Source organism: Halotalea alkalilenta, assembly GCF_001648175.1.
In the GTDB taxonomy this organism is placed as follows: domain Bacteria; phylum Pseudomonadota; class Gammaproteobacteria; order Pseudomonadales; family Halomonadaceae; genus Halotalea; species Halotalea alkalilenta_A.
The window spans coordinates 2,091,920-2,109,503 of record NZ_CP015243.1; the positions used below are offsets into that span (position 1 = coordinate 2,091,920).

Sequence of the window (17,584 nt, forward strand, 5' to 3'; positions counted from 1 at the left end):
TGGCGACCAGTATGAAAGTGGCAGCGCCTACCGCCGCGACAGCGACCAAACTCTGCGTCGAACCCGACTGGTTCAAGAGCAAGCCAGGAGCGCTGCTGCCATGCCTGATCAGCGTCGCGCTGGTGCTGGCTGGCCTTGGCCCTGGCGTGAGCCGCGGTCAGGCACTGCCGCCGGCACCGAGGTCGCTCGATGATCTCGGCGCGCAGCAGCTGTTCCTCGAACTGGTGGTCAACCAGCGTGCGACCGGTAGCGTGGTCGCGGTGACGCAGCGCCAGGAGCATTTTTTCGTCGCTGCCAGCGACCTGCGCGCGGTGGCGATTCCAGTCGACGGGGAAGGGGAGATCGCCGTCGATATGCTCGGCCAGGTGGAGGTCACTTACGAGTCCAGCGCGCAACGGCTGCGAATCGACGTGCCGCCGGCCTGGCTGCCGGCGCAGTTCCTCGGTCGTGATTCCGGGATCGAGCGTGTGCGTCCTCGGGCGAGCCTCGGCATGCTGTTCGGCTACGACGTCTACGTCAATGACGTCGATCGAGGCGCCACCACCGCCTCGACATGGAATGAGCTGCGCTTGTTCGGCGATTTCGGCGCGTTCGCCACCACCGGGGTATATCGCAGTACGCTTTCCGGCAGCACCGGGCGCGGCGATCGCTACATTCGCTACGACACCTCTTGGCGCTACGCCGACGACGAACGGATGCTCGCCTACGAAGCGGGTGACGTAGTGACCCGCGCGCTGCCATGGAGCAGCTCGATTCGCTTGGGCGGTGTGCAGGTGTCGAAGGATTTCGCCGTGCGTCCTGATGTGATCACCTATCCGCTGCCGCAGTTCGCCGGAGACGCCGCGGTGCCGACCTCGGTCGACCTGTTCATCAACGGTTATCGCAGCAGTAGCGACCAAGTCATGCCGGGTCCCTTCACCATCACCAACGTGCCGTTCATCAACGGCGCCGGTGAGGCCACGGTGGTCACCACCGATGCCCTCGGTCGGCAGGTCGCCACGACGATTCCTTTCTACGTCACCAGCGCGCTTTTACGTCAGGGGCTGAGCGACTACTCGTTCAGTGGCGGGATGATCCGGCGTCAATACGGGCTGCGCAACTTCGACTACGGCGAGGGTGCCGGTAGCGCCAGCTATCGTTTTGGCCTGACCGACGATCTCACCGTCGAGACCCACGCCGAAGGCGCGGGTTCGCTGGCGCTCGCTGGCATAGGCTCGGTCGCGCGGCTGGGAAATCTCGGGGTGCTCAATACCGCCTACAGCCAGAGCCATGCGCGCGACGATGAGGGTGGCCAGCTGAGCGCCGGTTACCAGTACACGCAGCGTCGTTTCAACCTTGGGCTTCAGCACATTCGTCGTGGCCGGGGCTTCAACGATCTCTCCAGCTACGACAGTCGCTACTACCAGTTGAGCCGGGAGAGCTCCCAGCTCACCGGCAGCCTGCAGATGGGCGCGTTCGGCAGCCTGGGAAGTGGCTACTTCGACATCAAAGCGGCGGACGGCACCCGCACCCGACTGCTCAACCTCTCATGGACCCAGTCGTTGGTCGCCGGCAGCAGCCTCTATCTCTCCGCCAACCGCGAACTCGGGGGCGGCAATTGGTCGAGCATGGCGCAGGTGGTCATGCCTTTGGGCCGTATGGGCGGCAGCGTCAGCGCCAGCGTGCAGCAGGGCGCCGACCATCGCTTGAGCCAGCGGGTCAACTACGGTCGCTCGATCCCCTCCGAAGGGGGCTGGGGCTGGGATCTAGGCTATGGACGCGGTGACGATGCCGATGACTATCACCAGGCCAGCGCCACTTGGCGTGGGCGCGCGGTCCAGCTTGGCGGTGGGGTATACGGATCGCAGGGCGACTACAGCCGCTGGGGCGAAGCGCGGGGTTCGTTGGTATGGCTGGATGGGCAGCTGTTCGCCGCCAATCAGGTGCGCGATGCGTTCGTGCTGGTCTCGACCGACGGACAGGCGGGCGTACCCGTGCGCTACGAGAATCAGCTGGTCGGAGAAACCGATGCGCATGGCCACCTGCTGGTGCCTTGGGCCACCGCCTACTACGCCGGCAAATACGAGATCGATCCGCTCGGACTCGCAGCCAACATCGACACGCCCATAGTCGAGCAACGCGCGGCGGTACGCGCGGGCAGCGGCTACGTATTGCGTTTCCCGATGGGTCGGGTGGTGGCCGCGAGCATCAGCCTGGTCGACAGCCAGGGCGAGCCTCTGCCGGTCGGGGCGGTGGCGAGGCTCGATCGCGGAGGCAGTGCCTATGTGGGCTGGGACGGCCTGACCTACCTGGAGGGGCTCGAAGCCGACAACGGGCTGACCGTGAGCCTGCCGGCGGGTGGGCAGTGCGCGACTCGCTTCGCCATCGATCCCCAGGCCGATCGGATCGCCCAGATAGGACCGCTGACATGCCGCTGAGAGTCGTGATGAAAAGCCATTGGATGTCGCCATGGCGTTGGCCGCTTCGGCTGCTGTGGATCGGGTGCGGACTCGCGCTGTCCGCGAAAGGGTATGCCTCGTGCACATTGACCACCGGCAGCGGTGAAGGCTTCTTCGGCACGGTCAGCTCATTGAGTATCTCGCAGTCGCAGCAGGTCGCGAGCGTGTCCGATGCGGGGCTTTACTGCGACGGTGCCGCGCTGGCGCTGCTGGGCACCGGCAATCGCATGGATGCCACGGTGAGCTCGGCCAACGCGGGTGCATTGGTCAGGACCGGTTCCACCGACGCGGTGCCTTACCAAATCTTCGCCGACCCTAGCTATGACAATGAAATTCCCTTGAACACCACCTTCAATTACGCGCGTAGCAATTTGCTCGATCTGCTCGGTTTGCTGGGCGGCAGCAGCTACTCCCTGCCGATGACGTTGCGTACTCAAACCGGTGAATACAATCTGGCGGCGGGTACCTATACCGATCAGCTGTCGGTCTCTTGGAACTGGGATGTCTGTAGTGGGGTGAATCTGCTGTTCATCTGCCTGGGGCGCAGTACCGGCAGTGGCACTGCGGTCGTCAATCTGCGTCTCGAGGTTTCCAAGGACTGCGTCATCGAAGCGCCTGATCTCGACTTCGGTAGCGCGCCGTTGGTGGTGGGGTTCTACAGTGTGACCCAGACGATCTCGATCCGCTGTACCAAGGACGCGCTCTATAGCGTTGGTTTGAGCGACGGCAGCTATGCCGATGGTGGGCAGCGACGAATGGCCGCCGATGGCCAGTATCTCGCCTATGAGCTCTACAAGAGCATTACCGGCAGCGACCGCTGGGGCGCCGCGGGTAGCGAGCGTCGCTCGTCGGAGAGCGCTGATCAGAACCCGGGCGCCTACACTGGCACCCTCACCCAGGGGTTCATCTACCGTGCCGAGATCCTGAGTGGTCAATCGACACCGCCGGCTGGTACCTATACCGACATGATCGTGGTCGACGTCGCCTTCTGATTCCGCCGCGCTCTGCGTGGATGGCCTCGGGGCCATCCGTCGCCATGCTATGCTGGGCCATCTATCTTCGCCTCGCGCCGAGGCGCCCTGCATAAGGACGCCAACTCCATGCTGGTCATCTCCCCGCATCTCTCCATCCCATACGATGAGATCGAGACCCACGCGATGCGCGCCCAAGGAGCGGGCGGGCAGAACGTCAACAAGGTCGCCTCGGCGATCCATCTGAGATTCGACATCCGGGCCTCGAGCCTGCCTCCCGCGTTCAAGCACCAGCTGCTGTCGCTCAGCGATCAGCGGGTCAGCCGCGAGGGAGTGATCGTGATCAAGGCGCAGAGCCATCGCACCCAGGAGCGTAATCGAGAGGATGCGCTGGCGCGGCTCAAGGAGATCATCGCCGGCGCGCTGGCCGCGCCCAAGCCGCGCCGGGCTACCCAGCCGACGCGGGCGTCGAAGCGCCGCCGATTGGACAGCAAGCAGCGGCGGGGCCAGCGCAAGGCGCTGCGCGGCAAGGTCGAGTCCTGATGGGTGCCGAGCCGAGGGTCGCGGTGTTCGTCGATGTGCAAAACGTCTACTACACCACGCGCCAGGTGTTTAAGCGGCCGTTCGATTACGCTGCCTTCTGGAAGGAGGTGGGGCGCGGTGCCCGCCTGGTCGAGGCGAGCGCCTATGCGATCGACCGGGGCGATGAGAAACAGCGCCAGTTCCAGCAGATCCTGCGTGGCATCGGTTTCGAGGTGAAGCTCAAGCCGTTCATCACCCGTCGCGACGGCTCGGCGAAAGGGGACTGGGACGTTGGCATCGCGCTGGACGTGATCGAAGCGGCCGAACGGGTCGACCGCGTGGTGCTGGTCTCCGGGGATGGCGACTTCTCGATCCTCGCCGAGCGGGCTCGGCAGCGATACGGGGTCGAGTTCGAGGTCTACGGCGTCGATGCGTTGACCAGCGATGCGCTGGTGCGCGCGGCGAGCCGCTTCGTCGCGATCGGGCCGGCGCTGCTGCTGCCTGGCAGGAACTGACGCCCGGGGATCCCGGCGAGGGTCGCATGGGGGCGGGTTCGTTGCCCGCGCTATACTGGCGGCGATATTCATTCATTGGTCCGCGCTCGCGAGTGGAGCGCGCAGGAGAGCAAGCTGTGATCGAGGGTGTGAAGCAGATCGTAGCCGTGGCGTCGGGCAAGGGCGGCGTCGGCAAGTCCACCGTGACGGTCAACCTGGCGCTGGCGATGGCCGCGCGCGGCAAGCGGGTGGGCTTGCTCGATGCCGACATCTACGGGCCCAGCCAGGCACAGATGCTCGGCATTGCGCCCGGTACCCGGCCGCGGATGATCGATGAGAGCACCATGGCGCCGATCGAGGCCCATGGGATCAAGGCGATGTCGATGGCGTTCATGGTCGATGTCGAAACCGCGATGGTATGGCGCGGGCCGATGGTCGCCGGTGCCTTCCAGCAGCTGCTCAACCAGACCGCCTGGGGTGAGCTCGACTACCTGTTCATCGACATGCCGCCTGGTACCGGCGACATCCAGCTGACCCTGGCGCAAAAGGTCGCGGTCGCCGGTGCGGTGATCGTCACTACGCCGCAGGACATCGCTCTGCTCGATGCGCGCAAGGGCATCGAGATGTTCCGCAAGGTCAACGTACCGGTGCTTGGCGTGGTCGAGAACATGAGCCTGCACGTCTGCTCGAACTGCGGCCACGCCGAGCCGATCTTCGGCGAAGGCGGCGGCGAGCGGGTGGCGGCGCTTTATCAGACCGAGGTGATCGGTCGACTGCCGCTCAAGCTCTCGATCCGCGAGCGCTCCGATAGCGGCTGCCCCAGCGTGGTCGCCGAGCCTGATGGCGAGGTGGCCGGCTACTTCAATGCGATGGCCGAGCGGGTCGACCAGCAGCTCGGCACTACCGTGCGCAAGGGGCCGAGCATCGGTTTCAGCTAGGGGGGAGCCTCCGGCGGATGCCTGCGCCGTTCGGTCGCCGCCCGGGGTTCAGTCGTGCGCTCCGTCCCGGTATCATGGCTGCCCGCCTGGTGCGGCCTCTAACCCGAGTCTCTTTCAATCACAGCAGCCAGTCACAGCAAGGTAGCCAGCCGTCATGAGCATCAAAGCGGACAAGTGGATTCGTCGTATGGCCTTGGAACACGCCATGATCGAGCCGTTCGAGCGCGATCAGGTCCGCGAAGTCAACGGTCAGCGGGTGATCTCCTTCGGCACCTCTAGCTATGGCTATGACGTGCGCTGTGCCGACGAGTTCAAGGTGTTCACCAACATCCATTCCGCCACCGTCGACCCCAAGCACTTCGACGACAAGAGCTTCGTCGACGTCAAGGGCGATGTCTGCGTGATCCCGCCGAACTCCTTCGCCCTGGCGCGTACCGTCGAGTACTTTCGCATCCCGCGCAGCGTGCTGACCATCTGCCTCGGCAAGTCGACCTACGCGCGCTGCGGGATCATCGTCAACGTCACGCCGCTCGAACCCGAATGGGAAGGGCACGTGACGCTGGAATTCTCCAATACCACCAACCTGCCGGCGAAGATCTACGCCAACGAGGGCGTGGCGCAGATGCTGTTCCTCGAGTCCGACGAGATCTGCGAGACCTCCTACCTCGATCGCGGCGGCAAGTACCAGGGCCAGCGCGGCGTTACCCTGCCGCGGACCTGACTTGGGCCGGGTGTCGAAGAGAACAAAGGGCTGCCCTGTGCTCCAGGGCAGCCCTTTTTGGTACCCCCGCTGAAGGTCAGCCCTCGTCGATATCATCCAGCGCATCGGCGTGCGAGAGCCGCATGCCGGTGGGCTTGAGTGCGATGCCGTCGAAGGTTGGGCCGGCGGCTTCGAGGCGCAGGCGGCCTTCGAGGAACCAGCGCACCGCGATCGGGTAGAGCAGGTGCTCGCGCGCCTGGACCTTGCGTGCGAGGGTCTCCTCGGTGTCGTTCTCGTCGACCTCTACCTCCGCCTGCATCACCACCGGGCCGCCGTCGAGCTCCTCGGTGACGAAGTGGATGCTGAGGCCATGCTGCTTGACCCCGTCCTCGAGCACCCTGCGGTGGGTGTGCAAGCCTCGATAGGCGGGCAGCAGCGAAGGATGGATGTTGAGCAGGCGGCCGTGGAAGCGGTTGACGAAGCGGGGAGTGAGAATGCGCATGAAGCCGGCGAGCACGACGAGGTCCGGTTCGTGGCGTTCGATCACCTTGATCAACGCGCCATCGAACGCTTCGCGGCTGTCGTACTCGCCCTGTGGCAGCACCACGGCGGGAATGCCGGCCTCCTTGGCGCGCACCAGTCCGTAAGCGTCCGCGCGGTTGGAGACCACCGCAACGATCTCGCCGCCGAGTTCGTCGAAGCCCTGGGCGTCGATCAGCGCCTGGAGATTGCTGCCGTTGCCAGAGATCAACACCACTACCCTGCGTGGCTCGACCTGGGCGGCCTCGAATCCAGTGCTGTCCTCGCTCATGCCAGGTTCTCCAGCCGCACCTGCTCTTCGTCACCGACCCGGGCGCGTACCGCGCCGAGACGATGGATGGTCTCTCCCTGCGCCTCGAGGTGGCCGACCGCCTGCTCGGCCTGGTCGGGCGGTACCACGATCACCATGCCGATACCGCAGTTGAGCACGCGGAACATCTCGCGGGCATCGACGTTGCCTTCACGCTGCAGCCAGTCGAACACCGGCGGGCGCGGCCAGGCGGTGACGTCGATGTCGACGCAGGCGTTCGCCGGCAGTACCCGTGGCAGGTTCTCGAGCAGGCCGCCGCCGGTGATGTGCGAGAGCGCGTGAACCTGGACGCCGCTTTGCTTGATCAGCGAGAGCAAGGGTTTTACGTAGATCCGGGTCGGCGCCATCAGCGCGTCGCCGAGGCTTACCCCGTCCAGGTGGGTGTCGAGTTCAGCGCCGGCGCGTTCGACGATCTTGCGGATCAGCGAGTAGCCGTTGGAGTGGGGGCCCGAAGAGGCCAGGCCGAGCACTACGTCGCCGGGCGCCACCTTGGCGCCATCGATGATCTCGGACTTCTCGACCACGCCAACGCAGAAGCCGGCGAGATCGTAGTCGCTGCCCTCGTACATGCCCGGCATCTCGGCGGTCTCGCCGCCGACCAGCGCGCAGCCCGCCTGCAGGCAGCCTTCTCCGATGCCGCTCACCACGTCGGCGGCGACATCGACGTCGAGCTTGCCGGTCGCATAGTAGTCGAGGAAGAACAGCGGCTCCGCGCCTGCGACCACCAGGTCGTTGACGCACATCGCCACCAGGTCGATACCGATGGTGTCATGGCGGCCGAGATCCATCGCCAGGCGCAGCTTGGTGCCGACACCATCGGTGCCGGAGACCAGCACCGGCTCGCGATAGCCGCTCGGCAGCTGACACAGGGCCCCGAAGCCGCCGATACCGCCCATCACCTCAGGACGGGTGGTGCGCTTGACGATGCCTTTGATGCGATCGACCAGGGCATTGCCCGCGTCGATGTCGACGCCTGCGTCTTTGTAGCTGAGCGACGCCTGAGTCGCAGAGGAGTCGGGAGGAGTGGTGGTCATGTGGCTCTCGAGGCAAGAATGCGATCGCCGGGCGCGCATCCGTTGGGAAGGCCGCAGCGAGATGAATCGACTCGCCCGCATCGCGGGCGCTCGGGCGCACCGGTCGATACCGAGCGGTGCGATGGGAACGCGCGAGGGGCGGGAGTCCCAGGGCGGCGATTGTACCATTGCGAGTCGGCGCCCGCATGGCCCGAGCAAGCTCCCGCGGGGTGCAGGCGATGGTATGAAAGTACTTGATCCTCTTAATGTTTCGTAAAATCCTCAGGCGACTCGATCGAGTGATGGAGAATTCGATAGTATGCTGGGGCATCGGGTTCGCGTCGTGCGGTGCGAATCGTACGTTACAAGGAGCATCTGATGCGTCTGCGTTGGTGGGGCCTGCTCACGGCGGTAGGGTTCTTCTGGATGGTGACCCTGCTGTCGCCGATCCTGATGCCCTTCTTCATCGGCTTCATCCTCGCCTACCTCGGCAATCCGATCGTCGGTATGCTCGAGCGTTCCGGGCTTTCGCGCCTGTTCGCGGTGATCCTGTTCTTCCTTTTGATCGGTACCCTGACGCTGTTGGGCATGCTGGTCCTGCTGCCGCTTCTCTGGCAGCAGCTGCTGCAGTTCTTCTACCTGATCCCGGAGATGCTCATCTGGCTGCAGGGGTCGGTGGTGCCGTATCTGGAGCATTACCTCGATCTCGATCTCTCCACCGGGTTCGAGCAGATCCGCCTGCTGCTGCTCGAACACTGGCGCGAGACCGGCTCCTTCGCCGCCTCGCTGCTGGCGCAGATGTCGCGCTCCGGGCTGGTGCTGGCGCTATGGTTGATCAACATCACCTTGGTGCCGGTGGTGGCGTTCTATCTGCTGCTGGACTGGGAGCGGATGATCGGTGCGGTGCGGGGCTTGCTGCCGCGCCGGATCGAGCCTACGGTATCGCGCCTGGCCGGCGACTGCGACGAGGTGCTCGGCGCTTTCCTGCGCGGGCAGCTGATCGTGATGGTCTCGCTCGGCACCGTCTACGCCAGCGGCCTGTCGCTGCTCGGGGTGAGTTTCGGTGCGCTGATCGGGATGGCGGCCGGCGTCATCAGCATCGTGCCCTATCTGGGCGCCCTCTCCGGTTTCACCACCGCGATCCTGGTGGCTTTCTTCCAGTTCGGCTCGTTATGGGCGCTGGTCGGCGTCTGTGGCGTATTCCTGCTCGGCCAGATGCTCGAAACCTTCGTTTTCCAGCCGCTGCTGCTCGGCGACAAGATCGGTCTGCATCCGGTGGCGGTGATCTTCGCCGTGCTCGCCGGCGGCCAGCTGTTCGGCTTCTTCGGCATCCTGCTGGCGCTGCCGATCGCCGCGATGGTGATGGTGCTGCTGCGCTTCGCCCTCGAGCGCTACCGCAGTAGCGCCCTGTTCGAGCGAGGATCGGGAAGGATCGAAATCGACGGCGGCTCGCCCCGGGAGCGGCAATGAGCCCTCCCTGGCAGCTGCCGCTCGGTGTCGGGGTGCGCGATGATGCGACCTTCGCCAATTTCCTCACTGGTGATAACCCAGCCGCGGTGGCTGCGCTCAAGGCCCAGGCGAGCGGTGAGGAAGAGCCGTTGATCTACCTGTGGGGGCGAGAGGAGTCGGGGCGCAGCCACCTGCTCCAGGCGGCCTGCCACGCCGGCGCTGCGAACGGGATGCGCACGCTCTATCTGCCGCTCGGCGAACTCGGTCACTTCCCGCCGCTGATGCTCGAGGACCTCGAACGTCTCGACCTGCTGGCGATCGACGACGTCGATCGGGTGGTGGGGCGCAAGCGCTGGGAGGAGGGGCTGTTCCATTGCTTCAACCGGATGCGCGACGCCAAGCGCCGTTTGGTGGTCGCCGCCTGCGCGCCGCCTCGCCAGTTGGGTATCCAGCTGGCTGATCTCTCCTCCAGGCTCGGCTGGGGGGCGACCTTCCACCTCCAACCGCTGGATGACCAGCAGCGTACCGAAGCGCTCAAGCTGCGCGCCGGACAGCGGGGAATGCAGCTGCCCGACGAGGTCGCGCGCTACCTCCTTCATCGCGGACCGCGCCGGCTGTCGCAGCTGTTCGAGGTGCTCGATCGGCTCGACCACGCCTCGCTTTCGGCGCAGCGCAAACTGACCATTCCCTTCGTCAAGCAGGTGCTCGACTGGTAGCCCGGCTCATTCGCCGAAGGCGGTGACCAGTAGTCTCCGGCTGCCGCCGTGGTCGCGGTGCTCGCCGAGCCAGATCCCTTGCCAGGTGCCAGTGGCCAACCTTCCGTTTTCCACCGCCAGGGTCAGCTCGGTGCCGAGCAGGCTGGCCTTGATGTGCGCGGGCATGTCGTCATCGCCTTCGTAAGTATGGCGCAGGTAGGGCAGGTCACCGGGTATCCGGTCATTGAGGAACGCCTCCATATCGTGGCGCACGTCGGGATCGGCGTTCTCATTCAGCGTCAATGAGGCCGAGGTGTGGAGCAGTTGCAGGTGCAGCAGGCCGATATGCATCCCGGCGAGTTCGGGGAGCTGGGTGAGGATCTCATCGGTGACCAGATGGAAACCGCGGGAGCGTGCTTTGAGCTTCAGCGTCTTGCGCTGCCACATGATGGGGCCTCCGGATGGGGTATGGGCGTGGTTGGGCGGATGGGGGTATAGTGATGCGAATAAGTATCACTCGTGCACGCGCCGGGAGCGATCCAGCGCAGGCTGCTAGGTTCAATCATAGCCACCCAGTCTAGTGCCTGGCGCCGCATGAGCCAGCCCGTCATCCAGCCGCAATTGGAGGTCCGCATGAGCAGCACCCGCATCGAACGCGACAGCATGGGAGAACTCGAGGTACCTGCCTCGGCGCTCTATGGCGCTCAGACCCAGCGCGCGGTGCAGAACTTTCCGATCAGCGGCCAGCCGCTGCCGCCCGCCTTCATCCAGGCGGTGGCGCGGGTGAAATGGGTCGCCGCCGAGGTCAATCTGGAGCTCGGGCTGCTCGATGCGCCGCGGGCCGAGGCGATCATCGGCGCTGCTCGAAGGATCGTCGAAGGCGAATACTTTGATCAGTTCCCGATCGACGTGTTCCAGACCGGCTCCGGCACCTCCACCAACATGAACGTCAACGAGGTGATCGCCCATCTCGCCTCGAGCGACGCGCTCAAGGTCGGCCCCAACGACCACGTCAACATGGGGCAGAGCAGCAACGACACCATTCCGAGCGCGATCCACATCTCCGCATCGCTCGAGATCGACCGTCGCTTGCTGCCCTCGCTGCGCCACCTTCATCAGGTGATCGAGCGCAAGGCGGCCTCGCTCGACGACGTGGTGAAAAGCGGGCGTACCCATCTGATGGACGCAATGCCGGTGAGGTTGAGCCAGGAGCTCGGCGGCTGGGCGGACCAGATAGCGCAGTCGATCGCGCGGATCGAGGATGGCCAGCGGCGCTTGCTGCGCCTCGCGCAGGGCGGCACCGCGGTGGGCACGGGAGTCAATGCCCATCCCGAGTTCGCCACCCGCTTCGCCGCCCGGCTCGCCGAGCAGACCGGGCTCGCCTTCGTGCCCAGCGACAGCTTCTTTGCCGCGCTCGCCTCGCAGGATGCCGCGGTCGAGATGTCCGGCCACCTCAAGGCGCTCGCCTGTGCGGTGATGAAGATCTCCAACGACCTGCGCTGGATGAACTCAGGGCCGCTGGCCGGGCTCGGCGAGATCGAGCTCAAGGCGCTGCAGCCGGGCAGCTCGATCATGCCGGGCAAGGTCAACCCGGTGATTCCCGAGGCCGCCGCGCAGGTATCGGCCCAGGTGATCGGCAACGATGCGGCGATCACCATTGGCGGCCAGTCGGGCAACTTCCAGCTCAACGTGATGCTGCCGCTGGTCGCTAGCAACCTGCTCGGCTCGATCGGACTGCTCGCCAACGTTACCCGGCTGCTCGCCGACGACGCGATCAGTGATTTCAATGTTCGCCGTGACCAGATCGAGGCGCCGCTGGCGAAGAACCCGGTGCTGGTCACCGCGCTGAACCCGGTGATCGGCTACGACAAGGCCGCCCAGGTAGCCAAGAAGGCCTACAAGGAGGGGCGGCCGATCATCGACGTCGCCGAGGAGGAGACCGACATTCCCCGCGCGGAGCTCGAGCGCTATCTGGATCCCGCCCAGCTGACCTCGGGTGGCATCCAGGAGTGAGCGCCCGTTGCTGAATGCGATCGGCCCGCCAAATGGCGGGCCGATCGCATTCTGGCCTGGCGTTTCTCTCAAGTCGGGTTCGTCAGGTAAGGCGGATTCGTCAGGCGGGTTCGGGCGTTTGGGTCTGCTTGGCCAGGTAGTCGGCGACACGCTGGCACGCCGGCGCATCGAGGCGCAGCTTCAGCTTGGTGCGCCGCCAAAGCACGTCCTGTGCCTCGCGGGCCCACTCGTGCTCGACCAGGTAGTCGAGTTCCCGGGCGGTGAGGCCGGCGCCGAAGTGTTCGCCCATCGATGTCTCATCGGTCGTCAGGAAACGCTCGCAGAGCGAGCCATAGCTCGAAGCGAGGCGTTCGGCGTTTTGCTCATCGAGCCACGAGTAGCGGCGGCGCAGGTCGGCCGCGTACTCGAGCCGGCCCGAGATATCACCGCCCGGCAGCGGTTGGCTGGCGGTCCAGGCGGGGCCCATCTCGGGGAAGAACCGCCCGAGCTTGGTCAGTGCCGCCTCGGCGAGCTTGCGGAAAGTGGTGATCTTGCCGCCGAACACCGAAAGCATCGGCGCACCCTGTTTGCCGTCTCCACCGAGATCGAGATCGAGCGTGTAGTCGCGGGTCATCGCCGAGGGATCGCTCGACTCGTCGTCGCATAGCGGACGAACGCCCGAGTAGCTGGCGACGATCTGTTCGCGGCTGACACTGGCTTTGAAGTGGTCATCGAGCACGGCGAGCAGGTAGTCGATCTCGGCTTCGCTGATCGAAAGCTGCGAGGGATCGCCTTGATAGGCGACATCAGTGGTGCCGACCAGGCTGAAATCGCGCTGGTAGGGGAGTACGAAGACGATGCGTTTGTCGGTGTTCTGCAGGATGTAGGCGCGTTCGTCGGTATTGATCCTGGGCACGATGATATGGCTGCCCTTGATCATGTTGATCCCGAGTCGCGGTGTGCGCGAGGAGTGGCCGCGAATGAACGATTCGACCCAGGGGCCGGCGGCGTTGACCAGCGCTCGCGCCTGGCGCTCGAAGCGGGCGCCGCTGGCGACGTCTTCGAGCACGATGTGCCAGACGCCGTCACGCTCGCTCGCCTCTATGCAGCGAGTGCGGACCAGTATCTGCGCGCCTTTCTCCTGCGCCTGGAGCGCGTTGAGTATCACGAGCCTCGCATCGTCGACCCAGCAGTCCGAGTACTCGAAGCCACGCTTGATACCCGCAGCAAGCGGGCTGTCCGCGCCGAACTCGCGGGCGAAATTCAGCGAGCGGGCGCTGGGCAGGCTGGTGCGTGGGCTGAGGTGATCATAGAGGAACAGCCCCGCGCGCAGCATCCAGGCCGGGCGCAGGTGGGGCTGGTGCGGCAGGATGAAGCGCAGCGGCCAGACGATATGCGGCGCTTTGTTGAGCAGCACCTCGCGCTCGTGAAGCGCCTCGCGGACGAGACGAAACTCCTTGTGCTCCAGGTAGCGCAGTCCGCCGTGGATCAGTTTGCTCGAGGCCGAGGAGGTGGCGCTGGCGAGATCGGCTTGCTCGCAGAGCGCTACCTTGAGGCCGCGGCCCGCGGCATCGTTGGCGATACCGGCGCCGTTGATGCCGCCACCGATGACGAACAGGTCGAGGAGCTGGGAGCTGGACATGGGCCTCTCCGGACGAGGTGGACGACGCGGTTGTTCGCGAAAGAATAGATATGTTCGGAAACGAACATAGACCAACTCGTCACGCGCTTCAACTCTCGCCGAGCGTTTTGCTACTCCTCCTGCGCCTCGACTACGTGCAGCGCCACGCCGTGCTCGCGCATCAAAGCGAGCAGCGGTGCGGGGGGCGTCACGTCGGTGAACAGGGCATCCAGCTGCGAGAGATTGCCCTGGCGGACCAGCGCCCGGCGGTTGAACTTGGAGCCGTCGGCGACCAGGAAGCGCTTGCGCGAATTGTGAATGATCGCTTGGGCGACACGGACTTCGCGGTAGTCGAACTCGAGCAGCGCGCCGTCGTCGTCGATGCCGCTGATGCCGATGATGCCGAAGTCGACCTTGAACTGATCGATGAAGTCGATCGTCGCCTCGCCGATGATGCCGCCATCGTGGCTGCGCACCGTCCCGCCGGCGATGATCACGTTGAAATCCTCCTTGGGCTGGAGGATCGCGGCGACGTTGAGATTGTTGGTGATGACTTCGAGGCCGCGGTGTTCAAGCAGCGCCTGGGCGACCATCTCGGTGCTGGTGCCGATGTTGATGAACAGCGAGCAATGATTGGGGATCTCGGCGGCCACCCGCTCGGCGATACGCCGTTTGGCCTCGGCGTTGTGCGCCTGGCGCGAGTGGTAGGGGGCGTTGGTGGTACTCGATTCACAGCGCCCGGCGCCGCCGTGCACGCGGCGTACGCGGCCTAAGTCCGCGAGCTGGTTGAGATCGCGCCTGATGGTCTGGGGTGTCACGCTGAAGTGCTGCGCCAGCTGCTCGATCGAGGCATAGCCTTGCTCCTCGATGATGTCGAGAATGCGCAGGTGGCGCAATTGCTGCGATGAGCCGGAGTCTTGCATGCCGACGTCCTGTCCAGGGGGTTCTCGCCACTGTCCGCGATGCGGGAGATGGAGGTGTGGTCTCCAAGCATACATGATCGGCGTCCGGGCGCCGCGCAGTGCGACGCTCGGACGCGCGGCGATCGGATGTCATGTTGCGAACCGTTGTGGCTTCGTCGGGTATGCGATTTCTCTACGTATCCCGCGGCTTGTAGACGAAAGTATAGGAAATGGAAGCCTTTTTTAACTGGGCTTGGTGCGCTGGTTGAGTTAGCTTCGTTTTCGAAATCGAACATATGGGTTCGTGAACGATCGCTAGGTCGACCTGAATCCGATCACCCCTTCCATTGGGGCCTTGGGGCGGCGTCGTTCGCTCAATTCCACCGTAATGGACGATTCCGTTCCATCAAGGAGAGATCTCATGACCGATCATATCCTCGCCATCGACCAAGGGACCACCAGCACTCGCGCGGTGCTGTTCGACCGCCGGGCGAAAGTGGTGGCGATGGCCCAGGAGGAGCTGCCCCAGCACTTTCCGCATAACGGCTGGGTAGAGCACCATCCCCAGGACATCTGGCAGTCGACCGTGCGCACCATTACGCAGGCGCTCAGGAATGCGGGCAAGACGATCCATTCGCTGGCCGGCATCGGCATCACCAACCAGCGCGAAACCACGATGGTATGGGACGCTCGCACAGGTGAACCGATCCACCGGGCAATCGTGTGGCAGGATCGCCGCACCAGCGCGGCATGCAAGGCACTGTACGAGGCAGGGCATGAAGAGCTGATCAGGAGCCGCACCGGGCTTTTGATCGATCCCTACTTTTCCGCCACCAAGCTGCAGTGGCTTCTCGACCACGTCGAGGGCGCGCGGGAGCGTGCCAAGCGCGGCGAGCTGCTGTTCGGCACCATCGACAGCTACCTGATCTGGAAGCTCACCGGCGGCAAGCGCCACGTCACCGATGCGACCAACGCCTCGCGCACCTGCCTGTTCGACATTCACCGCCAGTGCTGGGATGACGACCTGCTCGAACTGTTCGACGTGCCGCGGGTGATGCTTCCCGAAGTGCTCGACTCGAGCGGCGAATTCGGCTGGCTCGACCCGCAGCTGTTCGGCGCCTCGGTGAAGATCGCTGGCGTCGCTGGCGACCAGCAGGCGGCCCTGGTCGGCCAGGCCTGCTTCTCGCCGGGGATGGTCAAGAGTACCTACGGTACCGGCTGCTTCATGATCATGAACACCGGAGAGCGCGCCGAGCGCTCCGCCAACCGCCTGCTGACCACGGTCGGCTATCGGCTGAACGGCGTACCGACCTATGCGATGGAGGGCAGTATCTTCGTCGCCGGCGCCGCGGTGCAGTGGATGCGCGACGGGCTCAAGCTGTTCAGCGATGCCTCCGAGACCGAGCGGCTGGCGCGGGCGAGCGATGCCGAGCATGGGGTCTACCTGGTGCCGGCCTTCACCGGCCTGGGCGCGCCCTACTGGGACCCGCTTGCCCGCGGCGCGATCTTCGGCCTGACCCGCAGTACCGGGATCAGCGAGATCGTCGCGGCCGGCCTGCAGTCGGTGTGCTACCAGACCCGCGATCTGCAGGCCTGCATGGACGATGACGCCGCGTCCCGGGCCCAGGCGCTGAGGGTCGACGGCGGCATGGTCTGCAACGATTGGGTGATGCAGTTTCTCGCCGACATCCTCGATCTGCGCGTCGACCGCCCCGAGGTGCTCGAGACCACCGCATTGGGTGCCGCCTACCTGGCCGCGCTGGAGCTCGGCTGGTTCTCCTCGCTGGATGAGATCTCCGCGCTCTGGCGGCGCGAGCGCTGCTTCACCCCGAACATGGACGCAGCGCATCGCGAGCAGCTCTATGCCGGCTGGCGCGACGCCGTGCGCAGGGTGATGTCATGAGCGGGCACGTCGGGCGGAGGCCCGCGACATGACGCCGTACATCGGGGAGTTCGCCGGCTGCGTCGCACTGATCCTGTTCGGCGACGGTGTGGTCGCCAACGTGCTGCTGCGAGGCAGCAAAGGCCACGGCAGCGGGTGGATCGTGATCGCCACCGGCTGGGGGCTGGCGGTGATGGTGGCTGTGCTGGTGGCCAACGCGGCGGGCTCGCCCGAGGCGGATATCAATCCGGCGGTGACGGTCGCGAAATGGGTGCTCGGCATTCACCAGGACGCGATCGTGGTGCTCGGCTACATCGCGGCGCAGATCGCAGGCTGCTTCGTGGGCGCGGTGCTGGTGTGGCTGACCTACCTGCCGCACTGGCAGGCGACGCCGGAGGCGGCGTTGAAGCGTGGAGTATTCTGCACCGATCCTGCGATCGAGCATCGGGTCGGCAATCTGCTCAGCGAGACGATCGGTACGGTGGCGCTGGTGATCGGCATTGGCGGCATCGTCGCCGCTGGGCAGATGCCCGCCGGGCTGGGGCCGTTTCTGGTCGGCGGCCTGGTGTGGGCGATCGGGCTTTCGCTCGGCGGGCCGACCGGGTACGCGATCAATCCGGCCCGCGACTTCGGTCCACGTCTCGCCCATGCGCTGCTGCCGATCGCGGGCAAGGGTGATTCGGCATGGTCCTATGCCTGGGTGCCGGTGTTCGGCCCGCTGGTGGGTGCGGTGCTCGGTGCGCTGATCTGGATCGGCCTGCTGAACGGCTGAGGATGGCGCAAAAAGGGTGCACAAGCCGTTGCATTCGAAAGAGAAATGAGTAGAATGGCGCAGCGTTCGGAGGGGGTGCGGTCAGCGCATGCATTCTCCCCCGCATCGGAATGAGTGTGGGAAGTGCCGAGACAGGACCATAGCTCAGTTGGTTAGAGCGCCACGTTGACATCGTGGAGGTCAGCGGTTCGAATCCGCTTGGTCCTACCATTTGCCTTTCACACCTGCGCCTGCCCAGGGCGACCCTTTTGATGCGAACGTCCTTAGGACCATAGCTCAGTTGGTTAGAGCGCCACGTTGACATCGTGGAGGTCAGCGGTTCGAATCCGCTTGGTCCTACCAGCT

Annotated in this window: 16 protein-coding genes and 2 tRNA genes; 13 read left to right on the plus strand and 5 right to left on the minus strand. The window is 65.2% G+C overall.

The features are described 5' to 3' along the window. Positions 1–11 precede the first annotated feature (11 nt). The 6 genes from A5892_RS09255 (at position 12) to dcd (ending at position 6,084) form a co-directional block, all read left to right on the plus strand. Complete coding sequence (locus A5892_RS09255; RefSeq protein ID WP_082890360.1) at positions 12–2,417, plus strand: fimbria/pilus outer membrane usher protein; 2,406 nt, start codon at positions 12–14, stop codon at positions 2,415–2,417. Continuing rightward, the gene (locus A5892_RS09260) at positions 2,408–3,430 is read left to right on the plus strand and encodes a Csu type fimbrial protein (RefSeq protein ID WP_082890361.1); all 1,023 of its coding nucleotides are present in this window, start codon (positions 2,408–2,410) and stop codon (positions 3,428–3,430) included. Before A5892_RS09255 ends, A5892_RS09260 begins: the two co-directional genes overlap by 10 nt. 108 nt (positions 3,431–3,538) lie before the next feature. Continuing rightward, positions 3,539–3,952, plus strand: coding sequence for an alternative ribosome rescue aminoacyl-tRNA hydrolase ArfB (arfB, locus tag A5892_RS09265; protein ID WP_064122553.1), 414 nt, complete (start codon positions 3,539–3,541; stop codon positions 3,950–3,952). After that, on the plus strand, positions 3,952–4,446 hold the full coding sequence (locus tag A5892_RS09270) for a LabA-like NYN domain-containing protein (RefSeq protein ID WP_064122554.1): 495 nt from the start codon (positions 3,952–3,954) through the stop codon (positions 4,444–4,446). Before arfB ends, A5892_RS09270 begins: the two co-directional genes overlap by 1 nt. 119 nt (positions 4,447–4,565) lie before the next feature. Continuing rightward, positions 4,566–5,363 carry an iron-sulfur cluster carrier protein ApbC gene (apbC, locus tag A5892_RS09275; RefSeq protein ID WP_411431764.1) on the plus strand — a complete coding sequence of 266 codons (798 nt, stop codon included), beginning with the start codon at positions 4,566–4,568 and terminating at the stop codon, positions 5,361–5,363. 154 nt (positions 5,364–5,517) lie between these two features. Continuing rightward, positions 5,518–6,084 carry a dCTP deaminase gene (gene dcd / locus A5892_RS09280; protein ID WP_027350795.1) on the plus strand — a complete coding sequence of 189 codons (567 nt, stop codon included), beginning with the start codon at positions 5,518–5,520 and terminating at the stop codon, positions 6,082–6,084. A gap of 76 nt (positions 6,085–6,160) precedes the next feature. Here dcd and purN read toward each other — a convergent pair whose 3' ends face one another. Together purN and purM are read right to left on the minus strand one after the other, a co-directional pair. Then, positions 6,161–6,874, minus strand: a complete 714-nt coding sequence (gene purN, locus A5892_RS09285) for a phosphoribosylglycinamide formyltransferase (protein ID WP_064122556.1) — start codon at positions 6,872–6,874, stop codon at positions 6,161–6,163. Further along, positions 6,871–7,947 carry a phosphoribosylformylglycinamidine cyclo-ligase gene (gene purM, locus A5892_RS09290; protein ID WP_064122557.1) on the minus strand — a complete coding sequence of 359 codons (1,077 nt, stop codon included), beginning with the start codon at positions 7,945–7,947 and terminating at the stop codon, positions 6,871–6,873. The genes purN and purM overlap by 4 nt, the downstream gene beginning before the upstream one ends. 357 nt (positions 7,948–8,304) lie before the next feature. Here purM and A5892_RS09295 point away from each other — a divergent pair, with 357 nt between their 5' ends. Together A5892_RS09295 and hda are read left to right on the plus strand one after the other, a co-directional pair. After that, positions 8,305–9,396: an AI-2E family transporter gene (locus A5892_RS09295; protein WP_064122558.1), complete on the plus strand. Its 1,092-nt coding sequence runs from the start codon at positions 8,305–8,307 to the stop codon at positions 9,394–9,396. Further along, the gene (gene hda, locus A5892_RS09300; protein WP_064122559.1) at positions 9,393–10,091 is read left to right on the plus strand and encodes a DnaA regulatory inactivator Hda; all 699 of its coding nucleotides are present in this window, start codon (positions 9,393–9,395) and stop codon (positions 10,089–10,091) included. Before A5892_RS09295 ends, hda begins: the two co-directional genes overlap by 4 nt. Positions 10,092–10,097: 6 nt before the next feature. On the opposite strand, the gene A5892_RS09305 is transcribed toward hda, so the two are convergent. Next, positions 10,098–10,517 carry a secondary thiamine-phosphate synthase enzyme YjbQ gene (locus tag A5892_RS09305; protein ID WP_064122560.1) on the minus strand — a complete coding sequence of 140 codons (420 nt, stop codon included), beginning with the start codon at positions 10,515–10,517 and terminating at the stop codon, positions 10,098–10,100. Between the two features lie 186 nt (positions 10,518–10,703). Here A5892_RS09305 and A5892_RS09310 point away from each other — a divergent pair, with 186 nt between their 5' ends. Continuing rightward, on the plus strand, positions 10,704–12,083 hold the full coding sequence (locus tag A5892_RS09310) for a class II fumarate hydratase (protein WP_064122561.1): 1,380 nt from the start codon (positions 10,704–10,706) through the stop codon (positions 12,081–12,083). 100 nt (positions 12,084–12,183) lie between these two features. Here A5892_RS09310 and glpD read toward each other — a convergent pair whose 3' ends face one another. Further along, positions 12,184–13,704 carry a glycerol-3-phosphate dehydrogenase gene (gene glpD / locus A5892_RS09315; RefSeq protein WP_064122562.1) on the minus strand — a complete coding sequence of 507 codons (1,521 nt, stop codon included), beginning with the start codon at positions 13,702–13,704 and terminating at the stop codon, positions 12,184–12,186. 110 nt (positions 13,705–13,814) lie between these two features. Continuing rightward, on the minus strand, positions 13,815–14,606 hold the full coding sequence (locus A5892_RS09320; RefSeq protein ID WP_064122563.1) for a DeoR/GlpR family transcriptional regulator: 792 nt from the start codon (positions 14,604–14,606) through the stop codon (positions 13,815–13,817). 400 nt (positions 14,607–15,006) lie between these two features. Between A5892_RS09320 and glpK the strand changes: the two genes are divergently transcribed. From glpK to A5892_RS09340, 4 genes are all read left to right on the plus strand, one after another. Then, on the plus strand, positions 15,007–16,488 hold the full coding sequence (gene glpK, locus A5892_RS09325; RefSeq protein WP_064122564.1) for a glycerol kinase GlpK: 1,482 nt from the start codon (positions 15,007–15,009) through the stop codon (positions 16,486–16,488). 28 nt (positions 16,489–16,516) lie between these two features. Continuing rightward, the gene (locus tag A5892_RS09330) at positions 16,517–17,239 is read left to right on the plus strand and encodes an MIP/aquaporin family protein (RefSeq protein ID WP_064122565.1); all 723 of its coding nucleotides are present in this window, start codon (positions 16,517–16,519) and stop codon (positions 17,237–17,239) included. A 133-nt stretch (positions 17,240–17,372) separates the two neighbouring features. Further along, a tRNA-Val gene (locus tag A5892_RS09335) sits at positions 17,373–17,449 on the plus strand. A 55-nt stretch (positions 17,450–17,504) separates the two neighbouring features. Continuing rightward, positions 17,505–17,581: transfer RNA gene (locus A5892_RS09340), tRNA-Val, on the plus strand. The last annotated feature ends 3 nt before the right edge of the window (positions 17,582–17,584 follow it).

Bases quoted from the DNA above. Each gene is read 5' to 3' on its own strand.
- hda (WP_064122559.1), top strand. From the start codon at position 9,393: ATGAGCCCTCCCTGGCAGCTGCCGCTCGGTGTCGGGGTGCGCGATGAT.
- A5892_RS09305 (WP_064122560.1), bottom strand. From the start codon at position 10,517: ATGTGGCAGCGCAAGACGCTGAAGCTCAAAGCACGCTCCCGCGGTTTC.
- A5892_RS09270 (WP_064122554.1), top strand. From the start codon at position 3,952: ATGGGTGCCGAGCCGAGGGTCGCGGTGTTCGTCGATGTGCAAAACGTC.
- A5892_RS09295 (WP_064122558.1), top strand. From the start codon at position 8,305: ATGCGTCTGCGTTGGTGGGGCCTGCTCACGGCGGTAGGGTTCTTCTGG.
- glpD (WP_064122562.1), bottom strand. From the start codon at position 13,704: ATGTCCAGCTCCCAGCTCCTCGACCTGTTCGTCATCGGTGGCGGCATC.
- A5892_RS09320 (WP_064122563.1), bottom strand. From the start codon at position 14,606: ATGCAAGACTCCGGCTCATCGCAGCAATTGCGCCACCTGCGCATTCTC.
- dcd (WP_027350795.1), top strand. From the start codon at position 5,518: ATGAGCATCAAAGCGGACAAGTGGATTCGTCGTATGGCCTTGGAACAC.
- glpK (WP_064122564.1), top strand. From the start codon at position 15,007: ATGACCGATCATATCCTCGCCATCGACCAAGGGACCACCAGCACTCGC.
- A5892_RS09330 (WP_064122565.1), top strand. From the start codon at position 16,517: ATGACGCCGTACATCGGGGAGTTCGCCGGCTGCGTCGCACTGATCCTG.
- A5892_RS09255 (WP_082890360.1), top strand. From the start codon at position 12: ATGAAAGTGGCAGCGCCTACCGCCGCGACAGCGACCAAACTCTGCGTC.
- purN (WP_064122556.1), bottom strand. From the start codon at position 6,874: ATGAGCGAGGACAGCACTGGATTCGAGGCCGCCCAGGTCGAGCCACGC.
- arfB (WP_064122553.1), top strand. From the start codon at position 3,539: ATGCTGGTCATCTCCCCGCATCTCTCCATCCCATACGATGAGATCGAG.
- A5892_RS09260 (WP_082890361.1), top strand. From the start codon at position 2,408: ATGCCGCTGAGAGTCGTGATGAAAAGCCATTGGATGTCGCCATGGCGT.
- A5892_RS09310 (WP_064122561.1), top strand. From the start codon at position 10,704: ATGAGCAGCACCCGCATCGAACGCGACAGCATGGGAGAACTCGAGGTA.
- purM (WP_064122557.1), bottom strand. From the start codon at position 7,947: ATGACCACCACTCCTCCCGACTCCTCTGCGACTCAGGCGTCGCTCAGC.